The organism is Thermosporothrix hazakensis (genome assembly GCF_003253565.1).
In the GTDB taxonomy this organism is placed as follows: Bacteria; Chloroflexota; Ktedonobacteria; order Ktedonobacterales; family Ktedonobacteraceae; genus Thermosporothrix; species Thermosporothrix hazakensis.
On the sequence record NZ_QKUF01000003.1, the window covers coordinates 109,443 to 135,496 of the forward strand.

The following is a 26,054-nucleotide window of genomic DNA, read 5'->3' on the forward strand; positions in this document are numbered from 1 at the left end:
GTGTGCGGATCTCTTCTGTTCTGTAAGGAATGAAAGGAAGGCGTTATGTTGCGAAGGATTTGTGTCTATTGTGGCTCTAGCTCTGGTTTTCGGAAGGAGTATCGGGAGGCGGCTGAGGCACTTGGGCGTGAGCTGGCTGAACGAAAACTAGGTCTGGTCTATGGTGGTGCCTCTGTTGGCTTGATGGGAACGGTTGCTGATAGCGTACTGGCGGCGGGAGGTGAGGCGATCGGGGTCTTACCACGCGCCCTGTTCGGTATTGAGCTGATGCATAAAGGGCTGACGCAACTGCATGAGGTGGGCAGTATGCATGAGCGCAAACAGCTTATGGCCGATCTCTCAGATGGCTTTATCGCGCTGCCCGGTGGCTTTGGCACTTTCGATGAGCTCTTTGAGATTATCACCTGGGCGCAACTGGGCATCCATCAGAAGCCAGTCGGATTGTTGAATGTTGCTGGCTACTTTCAACCGCTGCTGGCGATGGTTGATCATGCCATTCAAGAAGGCTTTGTCAAGGAGGAATATCGCTCATTCCTGCTGGTTCATGAGCACCCTGCTGCCTTGCTGGAGAGCATTGCTAACTTTACGCCTCGGACCGATATCCTCAAGTGGATTGATGAAGAAAAGATAGAGCCATAAAGTCGCCCCGGGAATCGTTCTCCTGCCTGGGTCTTTCAGGTAGGAGAAAGTCGCTTCCCTGTGATGATGCATGATATAATGAGAGGCGAGTTCTATTGTTTTTGTAGCATTATCAGGATTGCAGAGATGAGGAATGTGCGTGGTGCTGCTGAGAAGACAAAAGGTGTCATTCTCCTGGTAGAGGACGATGCGCAGCATGCCGAATTGTTAGTCCAGGCAATTGCTCAAAGGCGTCCTTATCGCGTTTTCCATGCATCTGATGGGCCAACAACACTCAAGTTTACCGAGTATTTTCGGCCTAATCTCTTTATTCTGGATTATCGCCTGCCTGCAATGAATGGGATCGAACTGTACGAGCGTCTGCGCCTGCGGCGTGATTTGCAGCATATCCCTGTACTGATGATTAGCGCGGCATTACCTTCAAAAGAGATACGAGAACGAGGGATTGTAGGATTGCGGAAGCCCTTTAACCTGCAAGACCTCTTCAGAAAGATTGATTCTCTGTTGTCGGAATAGGGGGTATCCCTGCTGGACAGAGAACCGGCCTCTGACCGGTTCTCCGCTTCGTTTTTTCCTTTTTTTTATACCTCTTTTTTGGGGCCGACCCAGATGGTTTTGATGTTTGTGAACTCGCGTATGCCAAAGCTGGAGAGCTCTCGTCCGTAGCCGCTTCGCTTGATCCCACCGAACGGGAGTCGGGGGTCACTGGCAGTCATTCCATTGATAAAGACCGAGCCGGACTCAATGCGGCGGGCAAGTTGCTGGCCACGCTCTACGTTGCGGGTCCAGAGGTTGCCGCCTAGCCCGAAATCGGAATCGTTTGCCAGTTCGATGGCGTGGTTGGCGTCTCGGGCACGAATGACCGCGGCGACCGGACCAAAGGTCTCTTCACGAAAGATCGGCATGGCAGGCGTTACATTGCCGATAATAGTCGTCTCGTAAAAGTAGCCCTTGCGCGGAAGCCGATTCCCGCCAAGCAGGAGCTTCCCGCCCATCGCGAGCGTTTCTTGTACCTGTCGTTCAAGCGTGTCTCGAAGATCGGCGCGAGCCAGCGGCCCAATCCGGGTTGTCGAATCGAGTGGATCGCCTACGCGTAGTTGTGAGGCGGCGGCGGCAAACTTCTCTTCAAATTCCTGTGCGACAGCCTCAACGACAATAAAGCGTTTCGCCGCGATACAGCTCTGCCCGGTATTCTGGTAGCGAGCGCGGGCGGCTGTGGCGGCGGCGCCATCTATGTCGGCGTCTTCCAGCACAATAAAGGCATCGGAGCCTCCCAGTTCAAGCACGTTCTTTTTCAGTGCTCTGCCACTGGCGGCGGCCACCTGAGCCCCGACACTGTCGCTTCCAGTCAGCGTCACAGCGGCGATGCGTTTATCGGCAATCAGAGTATCGGTCTTTGAGCCGGGAACCAGCACGGTGCGGAAGAGGCCGTGCGGCGCGCCACACTCCTTGAAGATACGCTCAATTTCCAGCGCCACGCGTGACACGTTTGAGGCATGTTTCAGGACGGCGGCATTGCCAGCCATCAAGGCCGGTGCCGCGAACCGGAACACCTGCCAGTACGGGAAATTCCAGGGCATCAGCGCAAGAATCACGCCAAGCGGTTGAAAGGCAACATAGCTCTCCGATGCGTCGGTTTGAATTGGTTCATCTGCCAGAAAGTGGGCCGCGTTTTCGGCGTAATAATCGCAGTTCCAGGCGCATTTCTCAACCTCAGCCTCGGATTCGATGATAGGTTTACCCATTTCCAGTGTCGCAAGGCGGGCCAGCTCGGATTTATGGGCGCGAAGATAGCCAGCGATTCGATGAAAGAGGGTGCTCCGGTCAGCAAAGGAGCTTTCGCGCCATTGAAGGAAGGCCTTGCGGGCGTCGTCAAGGGCAGCATCGATCTCTGCGGCGCTGAAGGGCTGGAACTCTTCGATGAGCTCTTCTGTCGCAGGGTTAATGGATTGTATGCTCATACATTGTTCCTCCTGCTTTTTCTTTGCACTATTGTATTTCACGGTGTATGTCAGAGACAAGATGAGCGCTTTTTTTTTGCCCCGTTTCTGCGTCAAATATTCTGAAGGGTAAAACTGTAAAAACGGTTTGCCTGCTTTTGGAAGATGGCATTCTGGTTTGTAAAAGGACGACAGGCATGAGTATTCACAGTGATAGAAGAATTCTGTTTCGGCATCAGGATATCAGATATGTGATGCATGCGCTGAAACTGAAGAAGTCCTGTGCACTGATTGGCGCTGATGGGGCCGGGAAAACGTCGTTTCTGCGCCGCCTGCTCTCGCAGGAAGTGCAGGAGCAGTTTCTAGCAGATCAGCAGGAAGCTTTTCTTTTTCTGTTTCTGAACACGTATGAGCTTGAGCAATCATCTGCTCTGGCTTATTATCAGCGAATGGCTCTGCTGCTTGAGCCTTCCTATCGTCAGCTTGGGCCCTCATTGCCTGAAGGAAATGTGCTCTTGCTGGAAAACGAGACGATTGCGCGACATCTCCTTTTTGAGCGCGTAGAGGCAATCTTACAGGCGAAGCCGGATCTGACCATTGTCTTTCTGATCGATGCATTTGATGCGGCTTTTGTGGAAGTAAAGCCGCATTTCTTGCGGGTGTTGCGGGCCTTACGCGAGGAGGCGCAGCGACGCGTGTGCTATGTCGTTTCCTGTAGCAATCTGCCCGCGTTGATCTGTCAGACCCCGGAGGGTAAGGTTGTCAAAGAAAGCTTTCTGGAACTCTTCAATGGGCATGTGCGCGGACTGAAGGGCTTAGAGCATACTGACATTCAGCTCTTGCTCCGGGACGTACAGCAAGAGTATCATTTCTTCTGTTCTCCCGAGATCGAGCAACTGCTGATTGAGGTCACCGGCGGCTATCATAATCTGTTGCGCATGGCACTTGCCACGCAGGCAGAGAGAACAGTGCGCTTACATGAGCGTGACTCTATCACAGTATGCGCAGAAAAGTTGATCCGGGACAGCGGTGTCTTGAGCGCCTGTGAGCAGCTCTGGAACAGTTTAAGCGATATCGAGCAACACATGCTATTCCAGATGCAGAAAGGCCTGCTTTCCCGCAATGCGCTGGTTGAGCTCTTCCCGGTACGGCAGGTGAACGATGCCCTGAATTCCTTGCTGCTCAAGGGCATCCTGATAGAGACAAATCGGAGCAAGGTGTATCGCTGTTTCGCACCGCTCTTTGTCGCGTTCGTGCTCTTGCAGCTCTCAACGCAGACGCATGGGTTACAGCTTGATATGATGCGGCGGCAAGTCTGGATTGATGGCAAGCTACATCCTGTTCGCCTGACAGTGAAGGAGTTCACGCTGTTAACGTATCTGGCACAGCATGCGGGCGAGATTTGTTCGCGGGCCGAAACAACCAAAGCGGTCTATGGTGAGGAGTACGATCCCTTACGCGATGATGCCCGACTGGATGCGCTGGTAGAGCGGACGCGTCATTGTATTGGTGATCGTTCGCGCTCTCCACGTTTTCTGGAAACAGTACGCGGTATCGGGCATCGGTTGAACGGGTATGGAGGTGAGCGCCGCTAACCCTTTAGAAAGACTGTTGAGCTGTAGCGAGCGCCTGACAGATCAGATCTGCTGCCTGCTCATAGGTGAAGAGGCCTGTGTTGATGAGCAGGTGATAGAGCTCGATCTGCTGTCCGTCGTTGCCATAGTTATAGAGCAGATAGCGCCTTTGCTCATAGTCTCGTTCTGCGATCAGATGTGCAGCTTCTTCAGCGGAAAGCTGCATCTGCCTCATCACGTTCTGAATACGGAGTTGCATCGGTGCGAATATAGCAATATGCAGCGTGCGCGGTGCTTGTTGCAGCAGCAGTTGTGAGCCGCGACCGACCAGAAGCACGTTTCCCTGGGTTGCAGCCTCAAGTAAGATCTGTTGCGTTAACTGGAAAAGGGCCTGCTCGTGCGATTGTGAGATGATGGCCTCATTTTTATTGAAGACTGTGCCATAGTTGATGGTCAGTGGATTGGTTGTTTGTAAGGCGGTCAGAAGATGTCCCGTAATCCCCGTTGTTTGTTCGTCGTGTTTGGCAACGCTCTGCTCGTCCTGATTCAGCCGCCGCGCCACTTTGCTGATAATATCGTTGTCCACACAGGCAAAGCCGAGGCGTTCGGCGACCAGCCTGGCGATTTCAGACCCTCCGCTCGCGAATTTGCGCGTGACCGTAATAACGGTTGTTCCCACTGGGGGGATATCGGCGGCCAGCAAGTTCTGAGGAACCGCGGTAGGGGACATCGGTTCCGCTACTCTGTTTCTGGGCGGTCGTTTGCGTTGGCGAAAAAAGAGGAGTTGCATACCATTAATCCTTTAACTCACGTACTGTCATTGATCGTCATGCTGTGTTTTATTATATGTCATTGTGTTTTATCTCGACGCTATAGAATATCCTACAACGTAGAGAGGCAAACCGCAAGCTGTGAAAGCGCCCCCAGTTCGCTGAAAGAAGGACAAACTTGTGTTACACTCATTTATAAGTATAGTAGGGCGTTAAAAAGGCTGTCCTGATTCGGAGGGATGAGTGCGTACCATTAACTTACATCAACTGGCGACTTTTCAGGTAGTGGCGAAACACTGTAGCTATGTGCGGGCGGCGGAAGAGCTGCATTTCAGCCAGCCCGCGGTCTCGGCACAGATTCGACAGCTTGAGGAGTCACTGGGCGTTAAGCTCTTCGATAAGATAGGGCGCAGGACACACCTGACTCAGGCAGGGGAAGAACTGTATTTCTATAGTCGGAAAATATTTTCGCTCATTGATGAAACGCTCGATACGATGGAGGCGCTGCGCAGCCCGCACTATGGCAAGCTCAGCGTGGGGGCTGATACCACTGTGGGAACATATGTGATTCCCCGCGTGCTGGGAAAGTTCCGGCAGATGTATCCCGAGGTTGAAATCACGCTGGAAGTGGTCAATCATAATTATCTGGTAGAGGCGCTGATCAACAATCGTATCGATATGGCGATTATGGGGCGGGTGCCGCAGGAAGTGCCATTCTTCGTTGCTCCGTTTGCCCTGAATGAACTGGTGATCGTTGCTCCGCCAACGCATCGGCTGGCCCATTGTCAGCGTATTCCGTTTGCTGAGCTGGCACGCGAACATTTTCTGTTACGTGAGGTCGGTTCGGGCACGCGGGCCGCCCTTGAGGGTGCTTTTCAGGAAGCGGGACTCCCTTTGCAGGTCAGTATGCAGGTGGGAAATAACAGCGCGATCAAGCAGGGGGTGCAGGCAGGATTAGGCATCGCGCTTATTTCGCGGGTCGCGCTTGATATGGAATTAGAGACAAATCGTTTGGTCATCCTCGATGTAGAGGGCTTTCCGATTATCCGACAATGGCGTCTTTTGCATTTGAAGGAAAAGAACCTTTCAGCGACAGCCAGAGCTTTTAAAGCCTTCATGCTGCAACAGACCGAATTGCCTGAGCAGCTCTTAGCTGATAAACAGGCGCTCGCTCCCGAACTGTGAGGATGGCATCAGGAACACTAGAAGGGGGAAACCCATGCAGGAGAATCCGCTTATGCCGACGGGTCAGATGGTGGTCGCTCGTGATTTTGTGGTACGACGTTCTGAACTGACTGTGCCCGGCCATAGCATGAAGATGATGACAAAGGCAGCGGCATCAAGCGCCGATCAGGTCATGTTTGATCTGGAAGATGCCTGTGCGGTCTCGCAGAAAGTGGAGGCGCGGAAAACGGTTATTGAGGCGCTCAAGACGCTTGATTTCAAGGGGAAGCTCCGCGCCTTTCGCCCGAACAACATTCGTACCCGGTTTTTCTATCGCGATCTGATCGATGTTGTTGAGGCGGCAGGACCTTTCATTGATGTTGTGGTCATTCCGAAATGTGAGGGGCCGGAAGATGTTCTCTTTGTGGATCGCCTGCTATCCCAGATCGAAGAGAACATGGGCTTTGAGATCGGACGCATTAAGCTAGAGGCGCTGATAGAGTCCGCGAATGCAGTACTCCATGCCGAGCAGATTGCCAAAGCAACGCCGCGTCTGGGCGGGCTGATTTTCGGGCTGGTCGATTTTGCAGGAGATATCGGGGCGCAGGAACTGGGAGCAGAGCAGTTCTTCTATTACAACTATGCAAAGGCCAAGTGTATTACCGCTGCACGAGCTGCTGGACTGACGGTGGTTGATGGCGTAACGCTCGCTGTACGCGATCTTGAGGCCTGTCGCCGTGATGCGCGGATGGCGGCCCGGATGGGCTTTGATGGTAAGTGGGCAATTCATCCAGCACAAGTGGATGTGATTCATGAGGCATTTACGCCCACAAAAGAGGAGGTGGTAAAGGCGCTGCATATCATCGAGGCCTATGAAAAAGCGGATGTGCAGGAGGGCCGAGGCGCGATCGTGATTGACGATCAGATGATTGATGCCGCTCAGTTGCGTGTTGAGTGGAAGCGCCTCGCGATTGCCCGTAAGACCGGGTTGCTTGCCGCTATTCGCAAGGAAAGTCAGGAAAAACATGAGTGAACAGTGGTTTAAGAACTATGTCACGCTGGCGTTTCAACTGGATGCCGCTATTCACAAGGTGACCGAGACCTCCTATGTGGACTCGTATTATGGGCCGCCTGAGTGGAAAGAGGAGGCATTGACAAAGTGCGACGTATCAGCAAGTGATATGGTGCGAGCAGCGATGGCACTGGCGAATGCGCTCCCGGTACAACAGTTTGAGCCCAGACACGCGCTGTATCTTCAGAAACAGATTGTATCGATGGAAACCATTGCGCGGCGGCTGAGCGGTGAACAGTTTACGCTGGAAGAAGAGGCCGAGCGCTGCCTGGATATTCACCCGGTCTGGATACCAGAGAGCGAATTTGAGCAGGCGCACGCGATCCTTGAGGAGTTGCTTCCGGGTCACGGCAGTCTCTATGAGCGGCGCCTGGCTTATCGTCATCGATACAATGTGCCACAGGAAAAGATGGAGCTGTTGCCGAGGTTGATGGACATGGTGAAAGCGGAGGTTCGGGCGCGTACCAGCACCTTTGTGGCCTTGCCAGAGGAAGAGAGCGTTGAAATTGAGCTGGTAAAGCAGAAACCGTTTGGAGCTCAATGCTGGTATCTCGGGCAGTATCGCTCGAAGATCGATGTTAACACGGATTTGCCGACCTCGGTCAAGCGCCTCCCCGATCTGTTGTGCCATGAGGTCTACCCCGGACACCATACCGAGGCAGTGCTGAAAGAGAAGATTCTGTATAACGAGCGGGGAGAGCTCGATCAGGCGATTGTGCTGTTGGTCAGTCCGCAGTGCGTGATCAGCGAGGGTATTGCGACAATGGCTGCCGAGATGATATTCGCTCCCGGTGAAATTGAGCAGTGGCTTGCCGAGAAGATCTATCCGTTGCTCGGGATGGAGCCTGATCCGGTCGATGTGCGGCGTCTGGAAGCGGCATATGAGACGCTTGAGGGGGTGCGCGGGAACGTGGCTTTTATGCTGCGTGAGGGATGCTCAAAAGAGGAGATGAAGCGCTATCTGGCTCGCTATGCGCTGTCCTCTGAGGCAAATGCTGAAAAGATGCTGGAATTCCTGAGTCAGCCCTATTTCGAGACCTATATTTTTACGTATTATTATGGTAAGCGGCTCCTCAAGCCACATCTTCAGGGTGCTGATCGTTGGGAAATCTTTCGCCGCGTTCTGGTTGAACAATGTCTGCCCTCGGATTTCATCGACTGAAAAAGAAGACGGCCCACGTGCTCTGTGGGCCGTTCAGCTTTATTCCTCAGGTGTCGCGAAGGCATCGTTCGCAAGCATCGTAATGGTCACGTCATCCATAGGTGGATGATGCAACCCGGCGCGAACGTCGCGATAGTAGCGCTGAAGTGGGAAGCTAAGGGAGAGGCTTGCCCCGCCGACGAGGCGCATCGCCAGATCAACGATCTCAACAGCATGGTTGGTGACCAGATATTTCGCGGCAGCGAACTGGCTTGCTGGCACACTGGTATCGTCGATGGTGAATTGCTCGGCGACGCCAAAGAAAACCGCCTTGCTTTGCAACAGAGCCAGCTCAATTTTCGCCATTTTCTCCTGAATATGAGGGAGGGTGGTGATTGGTTGCTTGAGCGAGTTCGGGCGGCGTTTTTGCGCGAATTTGACCGCCTCATTGCGTGCTGCCTCAGCAATGCCAAGATAGACAGCGGCGGTCGGGAAGGACCAGGCGCTCAGGCGATGTTTGGCGGCAGGGTTGGAAGGAAGCTGGTTCTCCATATAGGCCTCTGGCTCAAGGTGGACCTCTTCAAGAATCAGATCGTGGCTGCCACTTCCACGCATACCGACCGAGTTCCAGGTTTCCTTGATGCTCACGCCTTTCGCGCTGCGAGGAATCAGAAAGCTACCACGTTCGGCGTTGAGCGATGGCAGATCGGTTGTATCTTCGATGGCGCAACTGGTCAGGAAGAAGTAGAGTGCAGGGCTGCCAGTGGTGAAGGTTTTGCGCCCGGTAACGACCCATGAGCCATCGGGCTGACGGACGGCCTTTGTCGTGGGAAGACCTCCCCGGCTTGGGCTGCCAGTCGCAGGCTCGCTGAGGGCTGCATTGAGCAGTGCGCCTTCTTCGATCACGGCCTGACAGACACGGGCAAAGAATGCATTATGTCCGGTTCCGGCTGCGTTTTCTGCCATCTTCGCGATATTGGAGAGGTGCATGCTGGCTGCGAGGGCCGTTGATGCATCTCCCTGAGCAAGGCGCTGCTGCGCCAGTGAGACATCAAGCAAGCTGGCACCCATGCCGCCATACTCTTTCGGTACGGTCATGGTGAGGTAGCCAGAGGCTCGCAAATCGTCATAGTTCTCGTAGGGGAAAATACCGGCCCAATCTTTCTCGGCGGCTCGTTTGGCAAATGTATCGGCGAGTTCTCCTGCTAGAGCGAGTAACTTCTTTTGTTCCTCTGTCTTAGGATACGCGGGAAAGGTCATGTAGAAACTCCTTAACATGGACGAGTTTTTCTGTTGTGGGTGTATTGGCTCGATTGGCTTTATTGGCTTTATTGTATTATATTTTTGAGCAGTTTGCCTTGTTCACGGCAACTTCTACCGGGCAAGGCGTGGCCCTGGGAGGCTGGAGCGGGGAAACAAAAAAGTGGACACTCCATGTGTCCACCCTGTGGATGCTAGCCGATGATTTGCGTGTATAGATCATAAATAGTGGAAGTCGCTTCTTTCTCTCCTACCTGTCTGGCTAGCTGCTCATGATAGAGGTCGACACGCCTCATACGAGCCTGAATAAAGTCATGTTTTGCTGTGCCCCATGAGAAGCCTGACAGTCCAAGTTTCATGGCCTGATATTCGTCTTCAATCTGGCGACGAAGCCGAGCAACTTCACTTTGACCCATAGTTTTCCGTTCCTTGCTTTCTTCTTTTCTAGCTCAGTGGATGCAAATCTGCAAATGAGATCCTTCTTATTGCTTCCTTCCCTCTTGCAACCTCCCTGCCTATCTCAAATTCTTTAAACGAGAATGTACTATATTTTATCGGAGGTTGCATCCAAAAATTGAGCTTTGTTGATAAAAGTGGTGTGAGAGATGTGCAGGAGCATCGCGCCCCTGCCTGTTTAACAGTAGTTCATCTTGCACTTGCCTCTTTCATCTTGTTGTTAAGCATACAAGCTCAACCCTCTCTTCGTCAAGAGGAAAGTGCAGGTGAATACTGAGAAATGTTCTATCTCCCCTGAGAAAAGTTCTGCTTTGTTGAGCTAACGCAGGTGCTGCTTGAGAAATTGGACGGCGCGAGGCCAGGCATCGGCGGCTGCCTGCGCATTATAGGCGTCATGGCTCGGGTTGAGGAAGGCATGTCCTGCGTCATAGACTTTGACTGTCAAATCCTTCCCGGCATCATGGTAGAGCTTCTCGATTTTCTGTATCTGGCTCTGGGGAATGCCTTTATCCTGCTTCCCGTAGATGGCGAGAATCGGGCAGCGTACCCGCGCTACCTCTTCTGGAGTCGGGTCATAGTGTCCGGCATAGAAGGGGACAGCACAGCCCAGGTCAGGATAGCGTTCAGCGGTCAGGAACGTGAGCAGGCCGCCAAGACAAAAGCCAATGATCCCCGGTTTCTTTGGGGTAATGGCCGGCTGCTGTTTGACCATGTCCAGCGTCGCGGCGATTTCGCCGAGGGCGCGATCCAGGTTCTGGCGTACCAGCATCACCATTTTTGTCGCGTCGTCCGGCTCGGTTGCTACACGTCCATGATACAGGTCGGGGACCGCCACAAGAAAACCCTCGCTGGCAAGCTTTTGCCCCAGATCGATGATATGCGCCTCAATGCCCCACCATTCCTGAATCAGCACAATGCCGGGATGCTGCTGATCGTCATCGGGCTGAAAGAGGAATGCATAGGCCCCCTGGTCATTGGTTTCGACTTTCGACATGCGGACAACTGCCATAAGAAAAGCTCCTTTTCTGGAAAGAATAACAGAGGAGAGCCTGGTATAGGCTCTTGCTTCTATACCCGTAGCAATAGATGGGTTGTTTCTATTGTAGCTATACTGTGAAGAGAACGCTGCTTGCGTGCTCTTTGCTTGCTTGACATTTGACGCAGAGAGCGCTAGACTGGTGAGAAAGGAAAAAGGCTCTTGTTTTTGTTCAACTGGAGAAGAAGACCGGTGACATTGAACGTGGTTTCCATGTCTATGATGATGCGCTCTATGGGTCAGATGCCGATGATGATGGCATCTGATGAGGTGTCGCCGTCCTTCTCTATGGGAAGAAGACAGAAACGCTAAGCGTCTATTAGCAAAAGACATGAGGAGTTCGGGCGACACGTCCTGAGCTCCTTTTTTGTTTGCGCATTTGAAAAAGGAGGGGTCATTTTATGGCAGCTCAACAGAAGGACGAGGGCTGTAGTACATACTATATTACGACAGCCATTGATTACTCGAATGGGAAGCCCCATATCGGTCATGCATTAGAGAAACTGGCGGCGGATGTGCTGGCCCGCTATCATCGCTTGCGTGGTGATGATACATTGTTCAGTGGTGGCGTTGACGAGAATAGCCTGCATGTGCTTCGTGCTGCTCAGAAAGCGCAGGTAGAGCCGCATCAGTGGATCGATGAGATTAACCGGGCATTTCGCCTGGCGTGGTCAAAGCTGGACATCTCTTATGACCGCTGGATACGTACTACGGAAGAGGTGCATGTCCATGCATCAGTGGAGATGTTTCGCCGAGCTCGGGCCAATGGAGACATCTACAAGTCCACGTATTCTGGCTGGTATTGCCCGAACTGTAACACCTTCTACACGGCTGAAGAATTGACTGATGGGCACTGTCCGTTGCATCCCTCGATCATGCCTGAATGGCTCGATGAAGAGAACTACTTTTTTGCCCTCTCCAGATACAGCGATGCGTTGCGCGAACATATCGAAACTCATCCCGAGTTTATTGTCCCGGCCTCACGACGAGCTGAAGTGCTTGGGATGCTGAAACAGGGCCTGCGTGATTTCTCTATATCACGGCAGGTGCGTCCCGGCTTTGAGAACTGGGGTATTCCGGTTCCCGATGATCCGGGGCAGGTGCTCTATGTCTGGTTTGATGCGCTGACCAACTATCTGACCGTGATTGGCTTCCCGGACGATCAGCAGCAGTTCACGCACTACTGGCCTGCTAATGCCCACGTTATTGGCAAAGATATCACGCGGTTTCACTGTCTGTACTGGCCCGCAATGCTGCTCTCGGCACAACTGCCCTTGCCGCGTCAGGTGGCTGTGCATGGATTCCTCAATCCCGAGGGGGGTGAGGCGTTCTCAAAGACCGCTGGTAACGTGGTCGATCCGGTTGAACTGGTTGACACAGTAGGTGTTGATGCGGTGCGCTACTACCTGTTGCGGAATCTCTCCTTCGCTTCTGATAGCATCTTCTCGCGTGCCGGGCTGTTGCAGGCATATAATAGCGAGCTGGCGAACGATCTCGGTAACCTGCTCAATCGTGTGGTCTCGATGATTCAGCGCTACCGCAACGGTGCTATTCCCAATCCTGGGATGGAGGGGCCGCTTGAGCAGGAGATACAGGCGCAGGCGCAGGCCGTGCGGCAGAAGGCCGAACAGGAGCTTGAGGTCTGGGAGATCGGGCGTGCGCTTCAGGCCGCCTGGGGTTTTGTGCGGCGCATCAACCAGTATATCGAGCAGAACGAACCGTGGAAGCTGGCGCGTCAAGTCGATCAGACAACGCGGCTCGATACCGTCCTGTTTACCGCTGCCGAGTCTCTGCGATTGCTCTCAGTGTTCCTGAGTCCCTACATTCCTACTGCCTGCCAGCGTATTCGAGAGCAACTGGGACTGCCCGCGCTTGAGCGGGGAGCCTGGGAGACAGAGGGTACATGGAGTGCTCGAAGCCTGACACAGGTCCAGCCGGGAGCGGTCATCTTCCCGCGCCTGGAAGAGGAGAGAGGATAGGAAAGGCTTTCTCCTCTCTCCCTATCGCTTCAGGCTTGAGGCACAATGGGCAGGACAATATAGGAGGGATGGTCGGCGTCGTGTAAAATTGTTTGGTGTGCGACCGCCATTTCGCTATCTGTGCCGATATCGTGGCCCGTATTCAGGTTGCGATCCCAACGCGGAAAGCAACTGCTTGTGATATCCAGGCGGATGCGATGCCCTTTCTTGAAGAGATTACTGGTGGCCCAGAGATCTATATCATACTCATATGCCTTGCCAGGCTCAAGCAGTGAAGGTGTTCCTCCGTGTGTTGCATGGCGATAGCGTGCGCGGATGATGCCATCGGTCAGATTCTGCGCGTAGCCGTCAGGGTGAACGTCGATCAGCCGGGCTATAAAGTCGGTATCGGGAGCGCTGGAAATTGCCCAGAGATGCACGGTAATCGGGCCAGTGACTTCAACATCCTGTTCCAGCACAGGCGTACTGTACACCAGAACATCTTCACGACTCTCGATCGGGCGCTGATCCCACGGCCCCGGACGGAACTCGGGAGGCATCAGGAGTGCGCCGCCGCGAGTGGGCACAGGGTTTGCCGGGTCATAGTCATAGTGATCGGGCTGTTCATCTGCCGGGGTCTCTGTCGTCAGGAGTCCATCACCCTTGAGCGTGTTGGCATGTCCGTCGCTATGCAAATAGTAGCGTGTCTCGACGGCCCGAGCGAGCGGCCATTCCTGTTCGTCGCGCCAGACATTCGCTCCCATCACAAAGAGCTTGACCGGGGCCTCGCTGGCAACGCCGTTATCGATGCCTTTGAGATAGTAGTCAAACCAGCGTTGCTGGATAGTTGCCAGATCATATTGCATATTGATGAGCATGGCTGAAGCGGCTGTGCCGTAATTGATCTCGCCGATAGGGTTGAAGTAGCCGCCATGCGTCCAGGGACCAATCAAGAGCTTGCTCTGCCGGGCCTCGGGAGTGCTGCCCTCGGTATGGAGAATGCGGAAGTTCTCAATTGTATCTTGAAGGAAGATATCATACCAGCCAGCGATATTGAGTGTGGGGACTGTGACCTGCCCATGTTTGCCACGAATCGTCGCTGACTCCGTGAAGGAACGGTCCATATAGTGCTCGTAGAGCTCAAAGAACATGGGGGCGATAGCGTTGCGTTTGAAGGGGGTGAACTCTTTGAGGGGGAGCGACCAGTAGCCCTGTGGTCCAAGCGCGTCGAGATCGGTAATGTATTGATGGAGCGCCGCCGCGAACTTGCGCGGATCGGGTTCATTCTGGTATTGGCGCATCAGTACATCGGTGCCAAGACCCATGTACCAGTAACCGATCAATCCCAGTTCTTGAGCGCCGCCACGAAACATCACGCCATTGAAGGGATCGTTCCATGTCATTTCAGGGATGGCGGCCTTGACGGTGGTTGGCTTCTGGGTCAGGGCAGCCCATTGCGTAAAGCCGAGATAGGAGCCGCCAAAGAGGCCGATCTGTCCGTTGCTATAGTGCAGGTTGGCGGCCCAGGCAATGGTATCATAGCCGTCGGTGTCTTCATGGCGCATAGGTTCCCATTCGCCGCCAGAGGTAAAGCGCCCGCGTGTATCCTGCACAATCACAACATAGCCCCGGCGGGCTGTCTGTAAGGGGTCCAGTGATGTTATGCTGCGAGAGAGATCTTTTCCATATGGCAGGCGGGTAAGCAGAACCGGCCATTTGCCCTCTCCGACCGGGCGATAGACGTTGGCGCGCAGGATTGTGCCATCACGCATCTTTGCGGGAACGTCAAAATCAACAGTGACTTGATGAGCTATCTGTTGGGTCATATGTGCTCCTTTGAGGGTACTGAACGTTTGTGCGTTTTTCCCTGTGATTAACTTTATCTTACAACATCTCAAAATGGTCCGACCAGAAATGAAGGGTTTTTCAGTGATACGGCATGTATTACCTCTTCCATTGTATGTTGTAACTTGGACGGTGAGTATAATGTAATTGGAAGTCCAACAGACCCGGTGTTGTCCCTTTTACCGTTTCTTGCTATTTCAAAGCCTCTCCGACCACTTTGGTGAAACTTGACACTCTTCGATGCAATTCGTTATACTCAATCCACGAGTGCGATATTCTGCTGTTGTCGTCGCAGAATGGCGAAACTAATAGAGATTTGAGTGGGGCGTTATGGATCAGGATAATGCATCGGTTGCCTACCTTGTCATACAGCATGGATCGCTGTCAGGCAAACGCGTTGAGCTCTGGAAAGAGTGCACGACAATCGGGCGAAGTCGAAATTGTGACATCTTCCTTGAGGATTTAACTGTTCATCGAAAGCAAGCAAGCATTCTGCGCACGCCGAATGGAAGCTATATCTTACGTGATGATAATGGAAGTGGCGATAGTCTGGTGAACGGCAATTCAGTTCGGGAGCAGATGCTACAGCATGGTGATCGGCTTTCGTTTGGCAATACCGATATGACTTTTTATACCAATGAGGGGACGCGCCCCTTTAAGCTGCCTATCTCACGGGGTCGAGAGTCTCGTGCAAATAAACAGGCGCTTCAGGTCGCGGCCCGCTTGCAACTGTCAAATGGGCGCGCCAGTGGAGCCTTGAACAGCGTTGAGGTGCTGCCCGAAATGACGATCGGGCGGAGCCGCGAGTGCCACATTTTTCTGGAGGATCTGGCGGTGAGCCGCCATCATGCGACCCTTCATGAATTGCCAGGCGGTGAGTATGAGCTGATCGACAATCAGTCGGCGACCGGCACCTTCGTCAATGGAAGGCCGATTGACCGTCATGTCTTGCGTGATGGCGATGTGGTCCAGATTGGCGGAAGCAACTTTGTGTTCCGCCTGTTTCAGGCCTGAGTAAACCTACAGGCGCTGCTGAAGCTCCCGCTGAAGCAGACGTATCCGTTGAGCATAGGAATCAAGCTCGGTGCCATCGCGTAAGCGCAGTGGAGGGGCATACACCCGGGTAGTGGCGATAAAATGGCGGACCTCCTGGGGCACATGCTGAAGTGCCTCCCTGTCTCCCTGGCGGATCTGCGTTGATGAAATATCGCGATAGCGAGAGCTTAAAGGCAACGCGTGAATGTAACGAGCGAAGGGCTCGTTTTCCGGCTTATGGATGAGTTGCGAAAGATCATTGCTGTTGGCCTCACCACGCGGAGCCACAACCAGTTCTGCGAGCCGAAAGAGATCCCGTAAGGCGGCATCTCGATCATGATAATAGCGCGGGTCGAAGATCTGTACGATTTTGTCAAAGCCCATAAGGAAAAAGAGCCGTCTGACCTTGTGGAAATGTTGGCGTACAGCTTCGGCCTGTTCCACATAAAGCCCCCGGTTAAAGAGCAACATACCTGCATGTGGCAAACGCCGTCGTAACACTGTTCGAAGTAGCATTAAGCGATCCAGCAAGATCGGGCGGTCAACCGTTTCCTTGTCAGTTGTTTGTTTGTTCATGGCTGCATAGATGTGTAGCGGGCGCTTGCTCGATAGCAGCCGGGCCTGCTTCAGCATAGCGATGTGGGCCTGAGTGGGCGGATTAAATGAGCCCGAAAAGATAATGATATCGCCTTCTGGTTCCGGGGAACCGGGAAGCGACACGACGGCGGGCGGTCCTGCCGGGTCAAGGCGATCAATCAGGCGTTGCATGCGTCGGAGCTGCTGAAGCGTGTGCTGTGAAAAATGATGTGTTCTTTTGCTCATGCCTCTATTGTACCATAGCTTTACAGGCCGAGCGATAGAAAAAAAGAACCCGCCAGCGCGACGGGTTCCAGGTTGTACAGCGAGAGCGAGCAGCTACAGAGTAGACTGAATACGTAGCTTGCCATCTATAAAGACACGCTGAACGCGGGGGACGCCATAGGGAGAGTGTCGCACCTGGATGAGGTCGGCAATGTTCCCCTGTTCAAGCGTGCCCAGACGAGTCTGGCCGATAGCTCGGGCCGGGTTGCGTGTTACCATGTTTACGGCCTCGGGAAGCGAGAGTATCTCTTTCTGGGCCAGCGTAAAGACCGAGCCAAGCATTGAAGCGGGATGATAGTCGGCGCACAGGGCATCAACATAGCCTTTCCGGGTTGCCTCGGTCGCGCTGAGATTGCCGCCGCTTGACTTGCCACGCACTACATTTGGTGCTCCCATACAGACCGTCAATCCCAGTTCATGCGCCCGGCGAGCTGCCTCCTCGGTGGTAGGGAACTCGCTGATGCTGACACCGAGGGCAGGCCATGCCTCAACCCGAGTGGCCGTATCGTCATCGTGGGTTGCCAGGCTCACTTTAGCATGACGTGCAAGCGCAGTGATCTGCTCAATGCGTTGCGGAATGAGCTTTGCCTGTTCACGTTTATGGGCGATCAGCTCATCAATCTCCGTGGGTGAGCGATGCGAGGTACGTGCAATATAGAAGCGGAACTCTTCCTCTGTCCGATATTGGCCCTGTCCCGGGCTGTGATCCATCAGCGAGACAAGATCAACAAGTTGATCGTTCAGCATCTGCTCGACAATAGTGCTTGCCTGGGCGCTGCTCAGCTCAATGCGTGCGTGGAGCTTATGGCGAATCAGTGTATGCTCACGGGTCTCTTGCAGGATACGCGCGAAATCTCGGGCAAAGCTGTCAGAGCGCACACCGAATTCCTGATCGTCCAGCGAAATAGCATGAAACTCGGTAGTGATGCCGCTGCACGCAAGGCGGTAGTCTGCCTCATGCAATGCGGTTGGGATATCAAAGAGTACACGTGGGCGTGGCTCCACTAGCTTCTCGATTGCGTCACAATGCAGGTCGATCAGTCCCGGCATGACCAGATCTCCCTGGACGTCGATATACTGATAGCCATTCTGTCCGATAGGGGGCTGTCCTGTCCCCAGATCGGCGATAATGGTATCTTCCAGCAAAAGCCAGCCGTCATGAAGGACCCGATCGGGAAGTACCAGTGTGGCGTTATAAAGGATCGTTTGCTGCATACCTTATGACTCCTGTACGGCAGCCAGAGATGCATGTTCTGGCACGTTGAAAATGGTGTCAGCAAGGGGGCGCAGAGCCGCCATATCGTGCGAGACGGCGACGATAGTCACCCCGGCGGCGCGAGCCTCGCTGATCATATCCAGAACGATGGATTTGGAATAGGCGTCAAGACTGGCGGTTGGCTCGTCGAGCAATAGCAGGCGCGGCGCGGCAATAAAGGCTCGCGCGATATTGATGCGCTGCTGCTCTCCGCCACTGAAGGTGATCGGACTTGCCTGCCAGCGGCTTTCCTCGATACCCAGGCGCTTGAGCCAGCGGCTTGCTTCTGTCAGGGCTTCGGCGCGAGACCAACCGCATTTCAATAGTGGTTCAGCGGTTACATCCAGTGCCGGTACGCGTGGCAACACTTTGAGAAACTGAGAGCAAAAGCCAATTTCGCGTTCACGCAGTTGGAGGATCTCCTCTTCGCTGGCTGTGGCAAGGTCGATGCGCCCGAACTTCTGTGAGTCGTACCAGATCTCGCCAGCAGTGGTTAAATAGGTGCGATAAATACAGCGGAGAATTGTGGTTTTGCCCGCGCCACTTCTGCCTGCAAGCATGCACAGTGAGCCTTCGGGCACCGAGAACGAGAGCCCTGCAAAAGGAGTAATGGTGCGTCCATCGACGAGATGCAGATGAAATTCTTTAGTCAGGTTACGAACCTCAAGTAATGGGTGTGTTGCGTCCATAGCTTCTCTTTCCTGTAGACATTAGAGCGCTGAAGAAACCAGCAACTGGGTGTATGGGTGTTGAGGATCTTCCAGAATTTGATCTGTCAGGCCGCTCTCAACGATGGTGCCGTTCTTCATAACCATTGTTTTACTTGCAAGTTGCTTGATAACCCCTAGATCGTGCGAAACAAGTAACATGGTCATCTTCAGTTCCCACTGAATTTGGCGGATCAAGTCCAGCACGCGGGCCTGCACCGAGAGATCCAAACCGGTCGTCACCTCATCGAGAAGCAGGATTGCGGGGTTGCTGGAGAGCGCTTTTGAGATCTGCACTCGTTGCAGCATACCACCGCTGAACTTGCGTGGCTCGTCATCGATGCGCTCAGGTGGGAGCTCGGTCAGATGCATCAATTCAGTTGTGCGCTCGCGGATCGTCCCGACGTTGCGCCAGCCCGCAAGCAGCAGCTTTTCGGCGACGTTGCCGCCTACCGTGAAGTGCATGTTCAGGCCAAGCTCGGGGCGTTGATGCACGATGCCAAGCCGTTCATTGCGGAAGGTGCGGCGGGCGTGCTTGTCCAGTGTTAGCAGGTTGAGACCTTCACCGATGGGATTCCCTTTGGAGTCCACCTCGCGGTACAGCAGTTCTCCGCTATCGGGGACAAGGCTCAGGTTGACCATCTGGAGCAGCGTGCTTTTGCCGCTTCCACTCTCGCCCACAATGCCCAGAACTTCGCCCTGTTCCAGCACGAAACTGGCATTGGCGCAGGCAACGACTGTGCCGCAGACCGGACAGCGGTTACTCTGGCGCTCTGCTCCTGTCAGATCTTTGCAGAAGGCGCAGCCGGGACCGAAGCGTTTTGTCAGGTTGTTTGCTTTAAAGATCCAGTTTTTCATTTCTCTATGCCTCCCGGGCCTGTACGCGCTTCTGACAGAAGCTGGTATCAGAGCAGTAGTAGAGCCAGCGTCCCTGCTCGGCATCAAATTGGCTGGTCAGAAAGGTATCGTTTGAGCCACAAAGTGCACAGTGCTGTGACGGGTCATGCTCGGTCGTGAAGGGGTAGTCCTCGAACTGAAGTGGGACGACCTTTGTAAAAGGTGGAATCGCATAGACACGCTTCTCACGGCCTGCTCCGAAGAGGTAGAGGGTTTCAGCCATATGCATGCGGGGCACGTCATAGCGCGGAATGGGTGAGGTATCCATGATATAGCGATCCTCGACGAGCACGGGATACTGAGTCGCAATGTTGACATCGCCCTGACGTACTATGCTTTCATACATGTAGACCCACATATGGCCATAGTCGGCTTCTGCATGCATCTCCATTGAGCGCTCAAGCACCGGCTCGACCCAACGCAGAGGGTCGGCCATCGGCACCTGAAGGACAAGGATCTGATCGTCACGAAGCGGCTCTTCGGGCACCCGGTGACGCGTCTGAATAATCGATGCCTGAAGCGTATCAGTGGTAAACTCGATGCCAGTTGTTTTCTGGATCAGGCGGCGCAGATTGACCGCGTTCACGCTATCATCATCGCCCTGATCGATAACCTTGACGGTATCGGTTGGCTTCACCAGTGCGAGCGTGATTTGCAGGCCACCTGTCCCCCAACCCCGAGCGATTGGCAGGTCACGGCTGGCGAATGGGATCAGGTGGCCGGGCGTAGCAACCGCTTTCAGGAGCTTGCGGCGCACCTCACGCTTGGAATCTTCATCAATAAAGCCGAAGTTGTAAAGGGTCTCGCGTTCAGCAGGTCGTGGCATGATGTCGATAGATGTTTGTTGCATTCGTTTGGCCCTGTTTCTATGCTTGTGATTCGTTCTGTGCACGCAACGTCTCGGTCGCTTGCGTTCGTTGTGCCTGTGTCTCGGCATATTTTGCCGCCTGAAAATCCTGTGCCCGCTCAAGCACCTTGAGGTCTGATTGGAAGGTGACGTAGTGCGGAAGCTTGAAGTGCGCGGTAAAGCCGCTGGCCTCGATGCCATCTGAGTGCAGCAGGACAAATTCTTCGTTCGCGGCAGGGGCGAGCTGGCCCTGAGCTTTCTGTTCCTTGCCTACAGTGATTGCGCGGTCAAGCATCGCCATACTCATAGCCTTGACCTCACACTGACCGAAGACAAAGCCATAGCCAAGCCCGAAGTGCGGTTTCCCGGCCTCGATAACGTCGGGCTGCTGCTCATTTTCATCTTCGCTCTCCAGTACGTACGAAACCATTTCACACTCGGTCGCCAGAATCTCACCGATCTCGACCGGTTCGCCTGTGAGCGGGTGCGCGACCTCAACCGGGAGGTAGCCACTGCGCAGTTCGCCCAGCACCGGGTGAATATCGCCATAGCCGCGAACGCTGCTATAAGCCAGAGTCAGCAGGCTTCCCATATCGCTACGGGCCAGGCCTTGCAGGCGTGCGCTTCGCGGGATCGGGAAAATCAGCGATTTGCGGGTGATATCATAGGGCTCGGCGGTAGCCTCGTCCAGTTCGGTCTGTGGTGGCTCGGCCAGAATACCGCGGGCACGCATATCATCAATCACGCGTGGAAAGATTCCCTCATTCTCGGGCAGTTCATCTTCGTTGATCTCAGCCTCAATCTCTTCCAGCAGGCGCCGAATGGACTCGCGGGTTTCGGTGCGCAGGAGTGTATTCAGCAGGCGCAGGTTATAATCGCGAGTGGGGCCGAGAATCTGGCCGCCGGGAATGTCCTTGAACGAGGCCGAAACACGGCGAATAACGCGCATTCGTACCCCTTCTACCGGCAGACTGTAATCAATACGGGGAACGGTTGAGCAGAACGCGCGGAGCAGAAAGCTGGCTTCCAGCGAGTCACCCTCGCTCTGCTTGAGGGCCAGCGCGGCCAGCTCAGGAGCGTAGATAGCGCCTTCTCCCATTGCTCGATCTACGGCCATGCGCAACTGATCCTGAATTTGCTGTGTGGTGATGGGCTCGCTTTCACCGCGACAGCGGAAATATTCCACAAGCTTTTCTGCATTCAGAACGGCTTCGGTTCCGCCTTTAACTGCAACATAACTCATCGTGTGTGCTCCTTCTGCCGGGCGCTCTCTAGCAGACGAAGACGTGTCGTGCGGGGTAGGCCGAGGCAGCGTCCGTTTTCATCAATCAGGTAGATATCGACTCCCAGAGGGTAGCGCTGGCGTGTCGCAACTATGTGCGCGATTTCCAGCCGATCTAAGCCAGTGATAGAGACCGTGTGTGTGGTTTCAATGCCCGGTCCCGAAAGCTCAAGCATAATCGGGCCGGGAATCTCTGTGTCAAGTGCGGTCACGCAATAGATCGCTGTGGCGCTTTCTTCTGGCTCCAGCAGTGTTCCCTCATTCAGTTGGAGAAGCTGACTATCGCTGCTTCCATCGCAAAACAGAACAAAGTGTGCGTCTGAAGGTTCTGCAAGGCTGGCTCCGCTGCGTAGGGCAAGCCATTGGACGATCTCTGTATCGCGGGATTGCCAGACACCGTGCTCAGCCACGGCAAAGCTGACCTCCCGATCGAGGAGCGTCAGCAGCGCGCCCAGAGCATAGAAATTGGCTATTGTACTGCTCGGTGTACGTGGCGGTTCCCCGAGATGATGGGGATAGGGAAGTTGTGTCAGTTTGCCCGGACGGGCCAGGCTATCAAGGATATGGCGGAAGACCGAGGCACTGTAGTGTACATGCTCATCCTGCCGGGTGCCAATCATGCTGTTACATCCTCTCAAAGTTGACTTTTGTCTTTGCCACCAGGGCTTGCAGGCGGCGGCGTTCATGATGCAATTGCTGGTCGAGCTCTGTGATCTGCTGTTTGAGCTGCTCAGCCAGGGCACCACCTTTACGTATAGCGGCATCGATCAGCGCGATACCCATCGCTTTACGAGCGCTCTCACCAAGTACCATCCCGAAGCCGAACTGCTTGTCCAGTTCCAGCCGAACCTCAGTAACAAGCAACTCTCCGGCGTTAAAGCGGCTATTGGCGACGGTTTCGCGCACGCGGAGCATCACCAGCCCCTGACGGGGGCCGCTTAGAAGCTTGATATGGCTCTGCGGATAGGTTTTCAGTACGTGCTCTGCCAGTTGATTGACCTTTTCTTCCGGACTATTTGCCAGAATTGCGTAATAGTTCATATCTTCCTCGTAGGCGAGGGGGGAGCAGGACAATGCTCCCCCCTCTCGGGACTATTTCAGTTTCGAGACGTCGAGATGAAGTTCTTTGGCGATGCTGCGCAGCAGATCGAACTTACTGTCTGTTGCAGTTGTGAAGCCTTTGGTCGCAATCGCATCCAGAGCTTTTGTGTCCTTCACGTTCAGGAAGGCCTGCTGAATGAGCTGCTTGTCGCTCTGACTGAGCTCTTTGCGATAGGCAACAGGGCTTCCGGGAATGGGATCGCTTTTGGCGACAATAACCACCTCATCTTCGGTGAACTTGCCCGCTTTGAGCAGCTTGGCATAGACATCACTGGCAACCGCGCCTGCATCGGCTTTGCCGCCGAGCACCGCGAGCAGCGAGGCATCATGACCGCCTGCGAAGGTGCCTTTGACATCTTTATCGGGATCGAGCCCGTTCTTCTTCATCGTATAGCGCGGTACCAGATTGCCACTGGTCGAGGCGGGATCAACATAGGTGAAGGAATGCCCCTTAAGATCAGCGATTGTCTTGATACCGGTCTTCTTGGTGGTGACAATGTAGCTATAGTAGTGATCGTCGCCGTTGGGCTGAAGCTGCTGTACAAACGCTTCAGCATTGTATTTGTCGGCAGCAAGTGTGTAGCTGAAGGGACCAAACCAGGCCACATCTAGCTGTCCGGCGCTCATTGCCGTAATGGTTGCGGTATAGTTCGGAGCAACGCTGAGCTTGACCGGAACCCCCAGTTGCTTTTCAAGCTCTTTCGCGAACGGGGTGGTGTCCTGAAGCATTTTAGTTGCGTTCTCGGAAGGGATCAGACCCAGGCGAAGCTCTTTCAGGCTGAGCTTCGGTTTGCCCGAATTATCCTGATTGCTTGCGGTTGCCTCGCCTCCGCAGGCTGCGAAAAGCGTGAGCAGCACAAGGAGCAGTGAAAAGAGACCGAGCCGTGAAAGGAGCGGCTTATGCGAGCTATAAGACATATTGCTTACATCTCCTGAAATAGAAGGAATTAAATAATTTTCGAGCGAACAAAATCGCTCAATCTATCAAGCAGCATCACGGTGATTACCAGGACGATGATAATAACCGAGACATTTGCATACTCAAACAGGCTGAGATTTGCCTGTAACAGAAAGCCAAGTCCGCCGCCGCCGACAAAGGCAACAACGGTTGAGTCGCGCCCGTTGGATTCCCAGGCATAGATGGTATAGCTGGCAAGCAGAGGAAAGGCCTGAGGCAACACCCCCCAGCGGAAGCGCTTGAAGCCGTTCGCGCCCACAGAGGTCAACGCCTCAATTGGTTGGGGTTTTACGGCCTCGATTGCCTCTGCATACAGCTTGGTCAGACTGGAAATCGTATGGATGCCCAGGCCCATGATGCCCGCTCCCGGTCCCAATCCCAGGAAGGGGACAAACAGCAGCGCCATCACAAGCGATGGAATGGCACGGGTGGCGTTCATCAGCAGACGAATGGTGTTGTAAATAATCGGGTGCGGACTGGTATTGCGGGCCGCCAGAATGCTGAGTGGAAGCGCCCCAATCACACCCAGGATGGTCGCGACAATGGCGGTCTGTATGGTGATAGCCAGCGCATCAAGGATATTACCGAAATAGGTCCAGTCGGGTGGGAGCAGCTCTTTGACCAGTTTCGCACCGGCTGAGCTACTGAAGAGCCCCTGAAGCGCGTTCAGCCAGTCAAAGTCCTTAATGTTGAAGCCCCACCAGATAAAGAGCCCGAAGAGAATGCCGCTGGCGAATTTGCTCCCACGGAAGGCCAGAAACACCAGACCACAGGCCAGGAGGAGACTCACAAGGAAATTGCTATCCAGCGTTTGGAGTGTGTAGGTGAAGGTGCCAACATTCAGAACTCGTGCGAAGAAGAAGCCCGCCAGCGCAAGCAACACCACAAGGGAGATAATCGATTGTGTGCTGCGGAGCTCCTTCAGGTTGTGGCGCGCCTTGAGGGCCATACTGACTGCGCCAGTAACCAGAATCAGAATCGCGACGGCGCTGTTCAGATCGAACGCGATGGTCCAGTTCACCGTATATGTTCCCAGAGAGATGAGATGTTGCGCCAGCAGAACGATTCCCAGGGCGCAGAGAAGCGCCGGAAGTGTCAGGGACCACTTCGGTATCTGTAAGGGATGAATCAGGGTCCGATCCGGGCTGTGCTGGAACCGCTGGAAAAAATCGTATCGCTTTTGCAGGCGTGGATCGGTTGCCTGCCCACTCTTGAGATTGCGTTCTATTGCCACTGTTTCTTATCCTCCGAGCACCCCGGATGTTGCGGGAAGGAGTGACTCGCTGTTTGTTGTTGTGTAGCGGACGGGCGCGCTATCGCTCTGGTAGATCTCCTGTAAGATGCCTGAAGTCAGACCGGTGGGAGCGCCATCATACACAATACGCCCGCGTGCGATACCGATGATGCGATCGGCGCATTGTTTAGCTGTTTCGAGATCATGGATATTCACCAGAATGGGCACGTTCTCTTCTCGGGCGACGGCACGAAGGTCTTCCATAATGCCCCAGGTCAACTCAATATCCAGGTTTGCCACCGGCTCATCTGCCAGCAGGATCAGGGGCTCCTGAGCCAGGGCCCGGGCGATTGCGACACGTTGTTTCTCTCCACCTGAGAGCCGATCCGCGCGGTATCTGGCCCGCTGAACCATATTAACGCGTTGCAGACACCAGAGCGCCTTTTCACGATGGGAGCGGTTGAAATAGCCGATCGCCGCGCAGAAATCATTGATGTAGCCAAGTCGTCCTGTCAAAACGTTGTGCAGAACGCTGACGCGTTCGATCAGGTTGAATTCCTGGAAAATAAAGCCGATCCGACGGCGTAAGAGCAGCTTTTCGTTCTCGTTTAACGCGGAAATATCGGTTCCGTCTATACGGATACTTCCGCCAGAAATTGGGATGAGCCCGTTAATACAGCGTAGCAGCGTCGATTTGCCTGCTCCACTGCGCCCGATAATGCAAATAAACTCGCCTCCTCGAACGGAGAAGCTGATGTCGTTGAGAGCCTCATACCCGTTTGGATAGACTTTTGAGAGGCCTTTCACTTCAAGAAGCGCACTTGTTCTCAAGGTAAAACCGCCTGTTTTTCACTATAGCTCTGATGCTTCAATCGTTTTCTGTTCTGTATCATACTACTGTAGTATTAAAGGAAAGTAGACATAGCTTTAAGGATCGTTTAAATTTTTCCTGTAGTCTAATGGGATAGGAGAGGGTAGGGAAGGACAGGAAATAGAGGCCTTTCTGCTTTCAGTAAAGAAAT

General features: G+C 54.0%; 25 protein-coding genes. 8 read left to right on the top strand and 17 right to left on the bottom strand.

Going from position 1 to position 26,054, the window contains the following annotated elements:
• Positions 1–48: 48 nt before the first annotated feature.
• Both EI42_RS07205 and EI42_RS07210 read left to right on the top strand, forming a co-directional pair.
• Positions 49–639, top strand: coding sequence for a TIGR00730 family Rossman fold protein (locus tag EI42_RS07205; protein WP_111320699.1), 591 nt, complete (start codon positions 49–51; stop codon positions 637–639).
• A gap of 126 nt (positions 640–765) precedes the next feature.
• Positions 766–1,155, top strand: coding sequence for a response regulator (locus EI42_RS07210; protein ID WP_170142425.1), 390 nt, complete (start codon positions 766–768; stop codon positions 1,153–1,155).
• Between the two features lie 65 nt (positions 1,156–1,220).
• On the opposite strand, the gene EI42_RS07215 is transcribed toward EI42_RS07210, so the two are convergent.
• Entirely contained in the window at positions 1,221–2,600 is a 1,380-nt protein-coding gene (locus EI42_RS07215) for an NAD-dependent succinate-semialdehyde dehydrogenase (protein WP_111320346.1), read from the bottom strand.
• A 176-nt stretch (positions 2,601–2,776) separates the two neighbouring features.
• On the opposite strand from EI42_RS07215, the gene EI42_RS07220 reads away from it, so the two are divergent.
• Positions 2,777–4,174: a winged helix-turn-helix domain-containing protein gene (locus EI42_RS07220; protein WP_111320348.1), complete on the top strand. Its 1,398-nt coding sequence runs from the start codon at positions 2,777–2,779 to the stop codon at positions 4,172–4,174.
• 4 nt (positions 4,175–4,178) lie between these two features.
• Here the strand turns inward: EI42_RS07220 and EI42_RS07225 are convergent, their stop codons facing one another.
• A complete protein-coding gene (locus tag EI42_RS07225; RefSeq protein WP_111320350.1) occupies positions 4,179–4,943 on the bottom strand; it encodes a cytidylate kinase-like family protein in 765 nt (254 codons plus the stop codon).
• 223 nt (positions 4,944–5,166) lie between these two features.
• Between EI42_RS07225 and EI42_RS07230 the strand changes: the two genes are divergently transcribed.
• From EI42_RS07230 to EI42_RS07240, 3 genes are read left to right on the top strand one after another with little or no spacing between them, the layout of a single operon-like run.
• Complete coding sequence (locus tag EI42_RS07230; protein ID WP_111320363.1) at positions 5,167–6,108, top strand: LysR substrate-binding domain-containing protein; 942 nt, start codon at positions 5,167–5,169, stop codon at positions 6,106–6,108.
• Between the two features lie 52 nt (positions 6,109–6,160).
• Complete coding sequence (locus EI42_RS07235; RefSeq protein WP_170142426.1) at positions 6,161–7,120, top strand: HpcH/HpaI aldolase/citrate lyase family protein; 960 nt, start codon at positions 6,161–6,163, stop codon at positions 7,118–7,120.
• The gene (locus EI42_RS07240) at positions 7,113–8,321 is read left to right on the top strand and encodes a hypothetical protein (protein WP_111320367.1); all 1,209 of its coding nucleotides are present in this window, start codon (positions 7,113–7,115) and stop codon (positions 8,319–8,321) included. Before EI42_RS07235 ends, EI42_RS07240 begins: the two co-directional genes overlap by 8 nt.
• A 39-nt stretch (positions 8,322–8,360) precedes the next feature.
• On the opposite strand, the gene EI42_RS07245 is transcribed toward EI42_RS07240, so the two are convergent.
• The 3 genes from EI42_RS07245 to EI42_RS32375 form a co-directional block, all read right to left on the bottom strand.
• Positions 8,361–9,560: an acyl-CoA dehydrogenase family protein gene (locus tag EI42_RS07245; protein ID WP_170142427.1), complete on the bottom strand. Its 1,200-nt coding sequence runs from the start codon at positions 9,558–9,560 to the stop codon at positions 8,361–8,363.
• Positions 9,561–9,754: 194 nt separating this feature from the next.
• The gene (locus tag EI42_RS07250; protein ID WP_111320371.1) at positions 9,755–9,976 is read right to left on the bottom strand and encodes a hypothetical protein; all 222 of its coding nucleotides are present in this window, start codon (positions 9,974–9,976) and stop codon (positions 9,755–9,757) included.
• A gap of 359 nt (positions 9,977–10,335) precedes the next feature.
• Positions 10,336–11,025, bottom strand: coding sequence for a dienelactone hydrolase family protein (locus tag EI42_RS32375; RefSeq protein WP_170142428.1), 690 nt, complete (start codon positions 11,023–11,025; stop codon positions 10,336–10,338).
• A 428-nt stretch (positions 11,026–11,453) separates the two neighbouring features.
• Between EI42_RS32375 and metG the strand changes: the two genes are divergently transcribed.
• A complete protein-coding gene (gene metG, locus EI42_RS07260) occupies positions 11,454–13,031 on the top strand; it encodes a methionine--tRNA ligase (protein ID WP_111320375.1) in 1,578 nt (525 codons plus the stop codon).
• A 29-nt stretch (positions 13,032–13,060) separates the two neighbouring features.
• Here the strand turns inward: metG and EI42_RS07265 are convergent, their stop codons facing one another.
• Positions 13,061–14,836 carry a CocE/NonD family hydrolase gene (locus tag EI42_RS07265; RefSeq protein WP_111320377.1) on the bottom strand — a complete coding sequence of 592 codons (1,776 nt, stop codon included), beginning with the start codon at positions 14,834–14,836 and terminating at the stop codon, positions 13,061–13,063.
• A 349-nt stretch (positions 14,837–15,185) separates the two neighbouring features.
• Here EI42_RS07265 and EI42_RS07270 point away from each other — a divergent pair, with 349 nt between their 5' ends.
• Positions 15,186–15,869, top strand: a complete 684-nt coding sequence (locus EI42_RS07270) for an FHA domain-containing protein (RefSeq protein WP_111320379.1) — start codon at positions 15,186–15,188, stop codon at positions 15,867–15,869.
• A 6-nt stretch (positions 15,870–15,875) separates the two neighbouring features.
• On the opposite strand, the gene EI42_RS07275 is transcribed toward EI42_RS07270, so the two are convergent.
• From EI42_RS07275 to phnC, 11 genes are all read right to left on the bottom strand, one after another.
• Positions 15,876–16,712 carry a nucleotidyl transferase family protein gene (locus tag EI42_RS07275; RefSeq protein WP_111320381.1) on the bottom strand — a complete coding sequence of 279 codons (837 nt, stop codon included), beginning with the start codon at positions 16,710–16,712 and terminating at the stop codon, positions 15,876–15,878.
• A gap of 93 nt (positions 16,713–16,805) precedes the next feature.
• Positions 16,806–17,966, bottom strand: coding sequence for a phosphonate metabolism protein PhnM (gene phnM, locus EI42_RS07280; protein ID WP_111320383.1), 1,161 nt, complete (start codon positions 17,964–17,966; stop codon positions 16,806–16,808).
• A 3-nt stretch (positions 17,967–17,969) separates the two neighbouring features.
• On the bottom strand, positions 17,970–18,695 hold the full coding sequence (locus EI42_RS07285) for a phosphonate C-P lyase system protein PhnL (RefSeq protein WP_111320385.1): 726 nt from the start codon (positions 18,693–18,695) through the stop codon (positions 17,970–17,972).
• 21 nt (positions 18,696–18,716) lie between these two features.
• A complete protein-coding gene (locus EI42_RS07290; RefSeq protein ID WP_111320387.1) occupies positions 18,717–19,571 on the bottom strand; it encodes an ATP-binding cassette domain-containing protein in 855 nt (284 codons plus the stop codon).
• A 4-nt stretch (positions 19,572–19,575) separates the two neighbouring features.
• Complete coding sequence (locus tag EI42_RS07295; RefSeq protein ID WP_111320389.1) at positions 19,576–20,460, bottom strand: alpha-D-ribose 1-methylphosphonate 5-phosphate C-P-lyase PhnJ; 885 nt, start codon at positions 20,458–20,460, stop codon at positions 19,576–19,578.
• A gap of 16 nt (positions 20,461–20,476) precedes the next feature.
• Positions 20,477–21,700: a carbon-phosphorus lyase complex subunit PhnI gene (locus tag EI42_RS07300; RefSeq protein ID WP_111320391.1), complete on the bottom strand. Its 1,224-nt coding sequence runs from the start codon at positions 21,698–21,700 to the stop codon at positions 20,477–20,479.
• Entirely contained in the window at positions 21,697–22,359 is a 663-nt protein-coding gene (gene phnH, locus EI42_RS07305; protein WP_170142429.1) for a phosphonate C-P lyase system protein PhnH, read from the bottom strand. The genes EI42_RS07300 and phnH overlap by 4 nt, the downstream gene beginning before the upstream one ends.
• A gap of 4 nt (positions 22,360–22,363) precedes the next feature.
• On the bottom strand, positions 22,364–22,780 hold the full coding sequence (gene phnG / locus EI42_RS07310) for a phosphonate C-P lyase system protein PhnG (protein ID WP_111320395.1): 417 nt from the start codon (positions 22,778–22,780) through the stop codon (positions 22,364–22,366).
• A gap of 51 nt (positions 22,781–22,831) precedes the next feature.
• Positions 22,832–23,758, bottom strand: a complete 927-nt coding sequence (locus EI42_RS07315) for a phosphate/phosphite/phosphonate ABC transporter substrate-binding protein (RefSeq protein WP_111320397.1) — start codon at positions 23,756–23,758, stop codon at positions 22,832–22,834.
• A gap of 29 nt (positions 23,759–23,787) precedes the next feature.
• Positions 23,788–25,032, bottom strand: coding sequence for a phosphonate ABC transporter, permease protein PhnE (gene phnE, locus EI42_RS07320; RefSeq protein ID WP_111320399.1), 1,245 nt, complete (start codon positions 25,030–25,032; stop codon positions 23,788–23,790).
• Positions 25,033–25,038: 6 nt separating this feature from the next.
• Positions 25,039–25,863, bottom strand: coding sequence for a phosphonate ABC transporter ATP-binding protein (gene phnC / locus EI42_RS07325; protein ID WP_111320401.1), 825 nt, complete (start codon positions 25,861–25,863; stop codon positions 25,039–25,041).
• Positions 25,864–26,054: the final 191 nt, after the last annotated feature.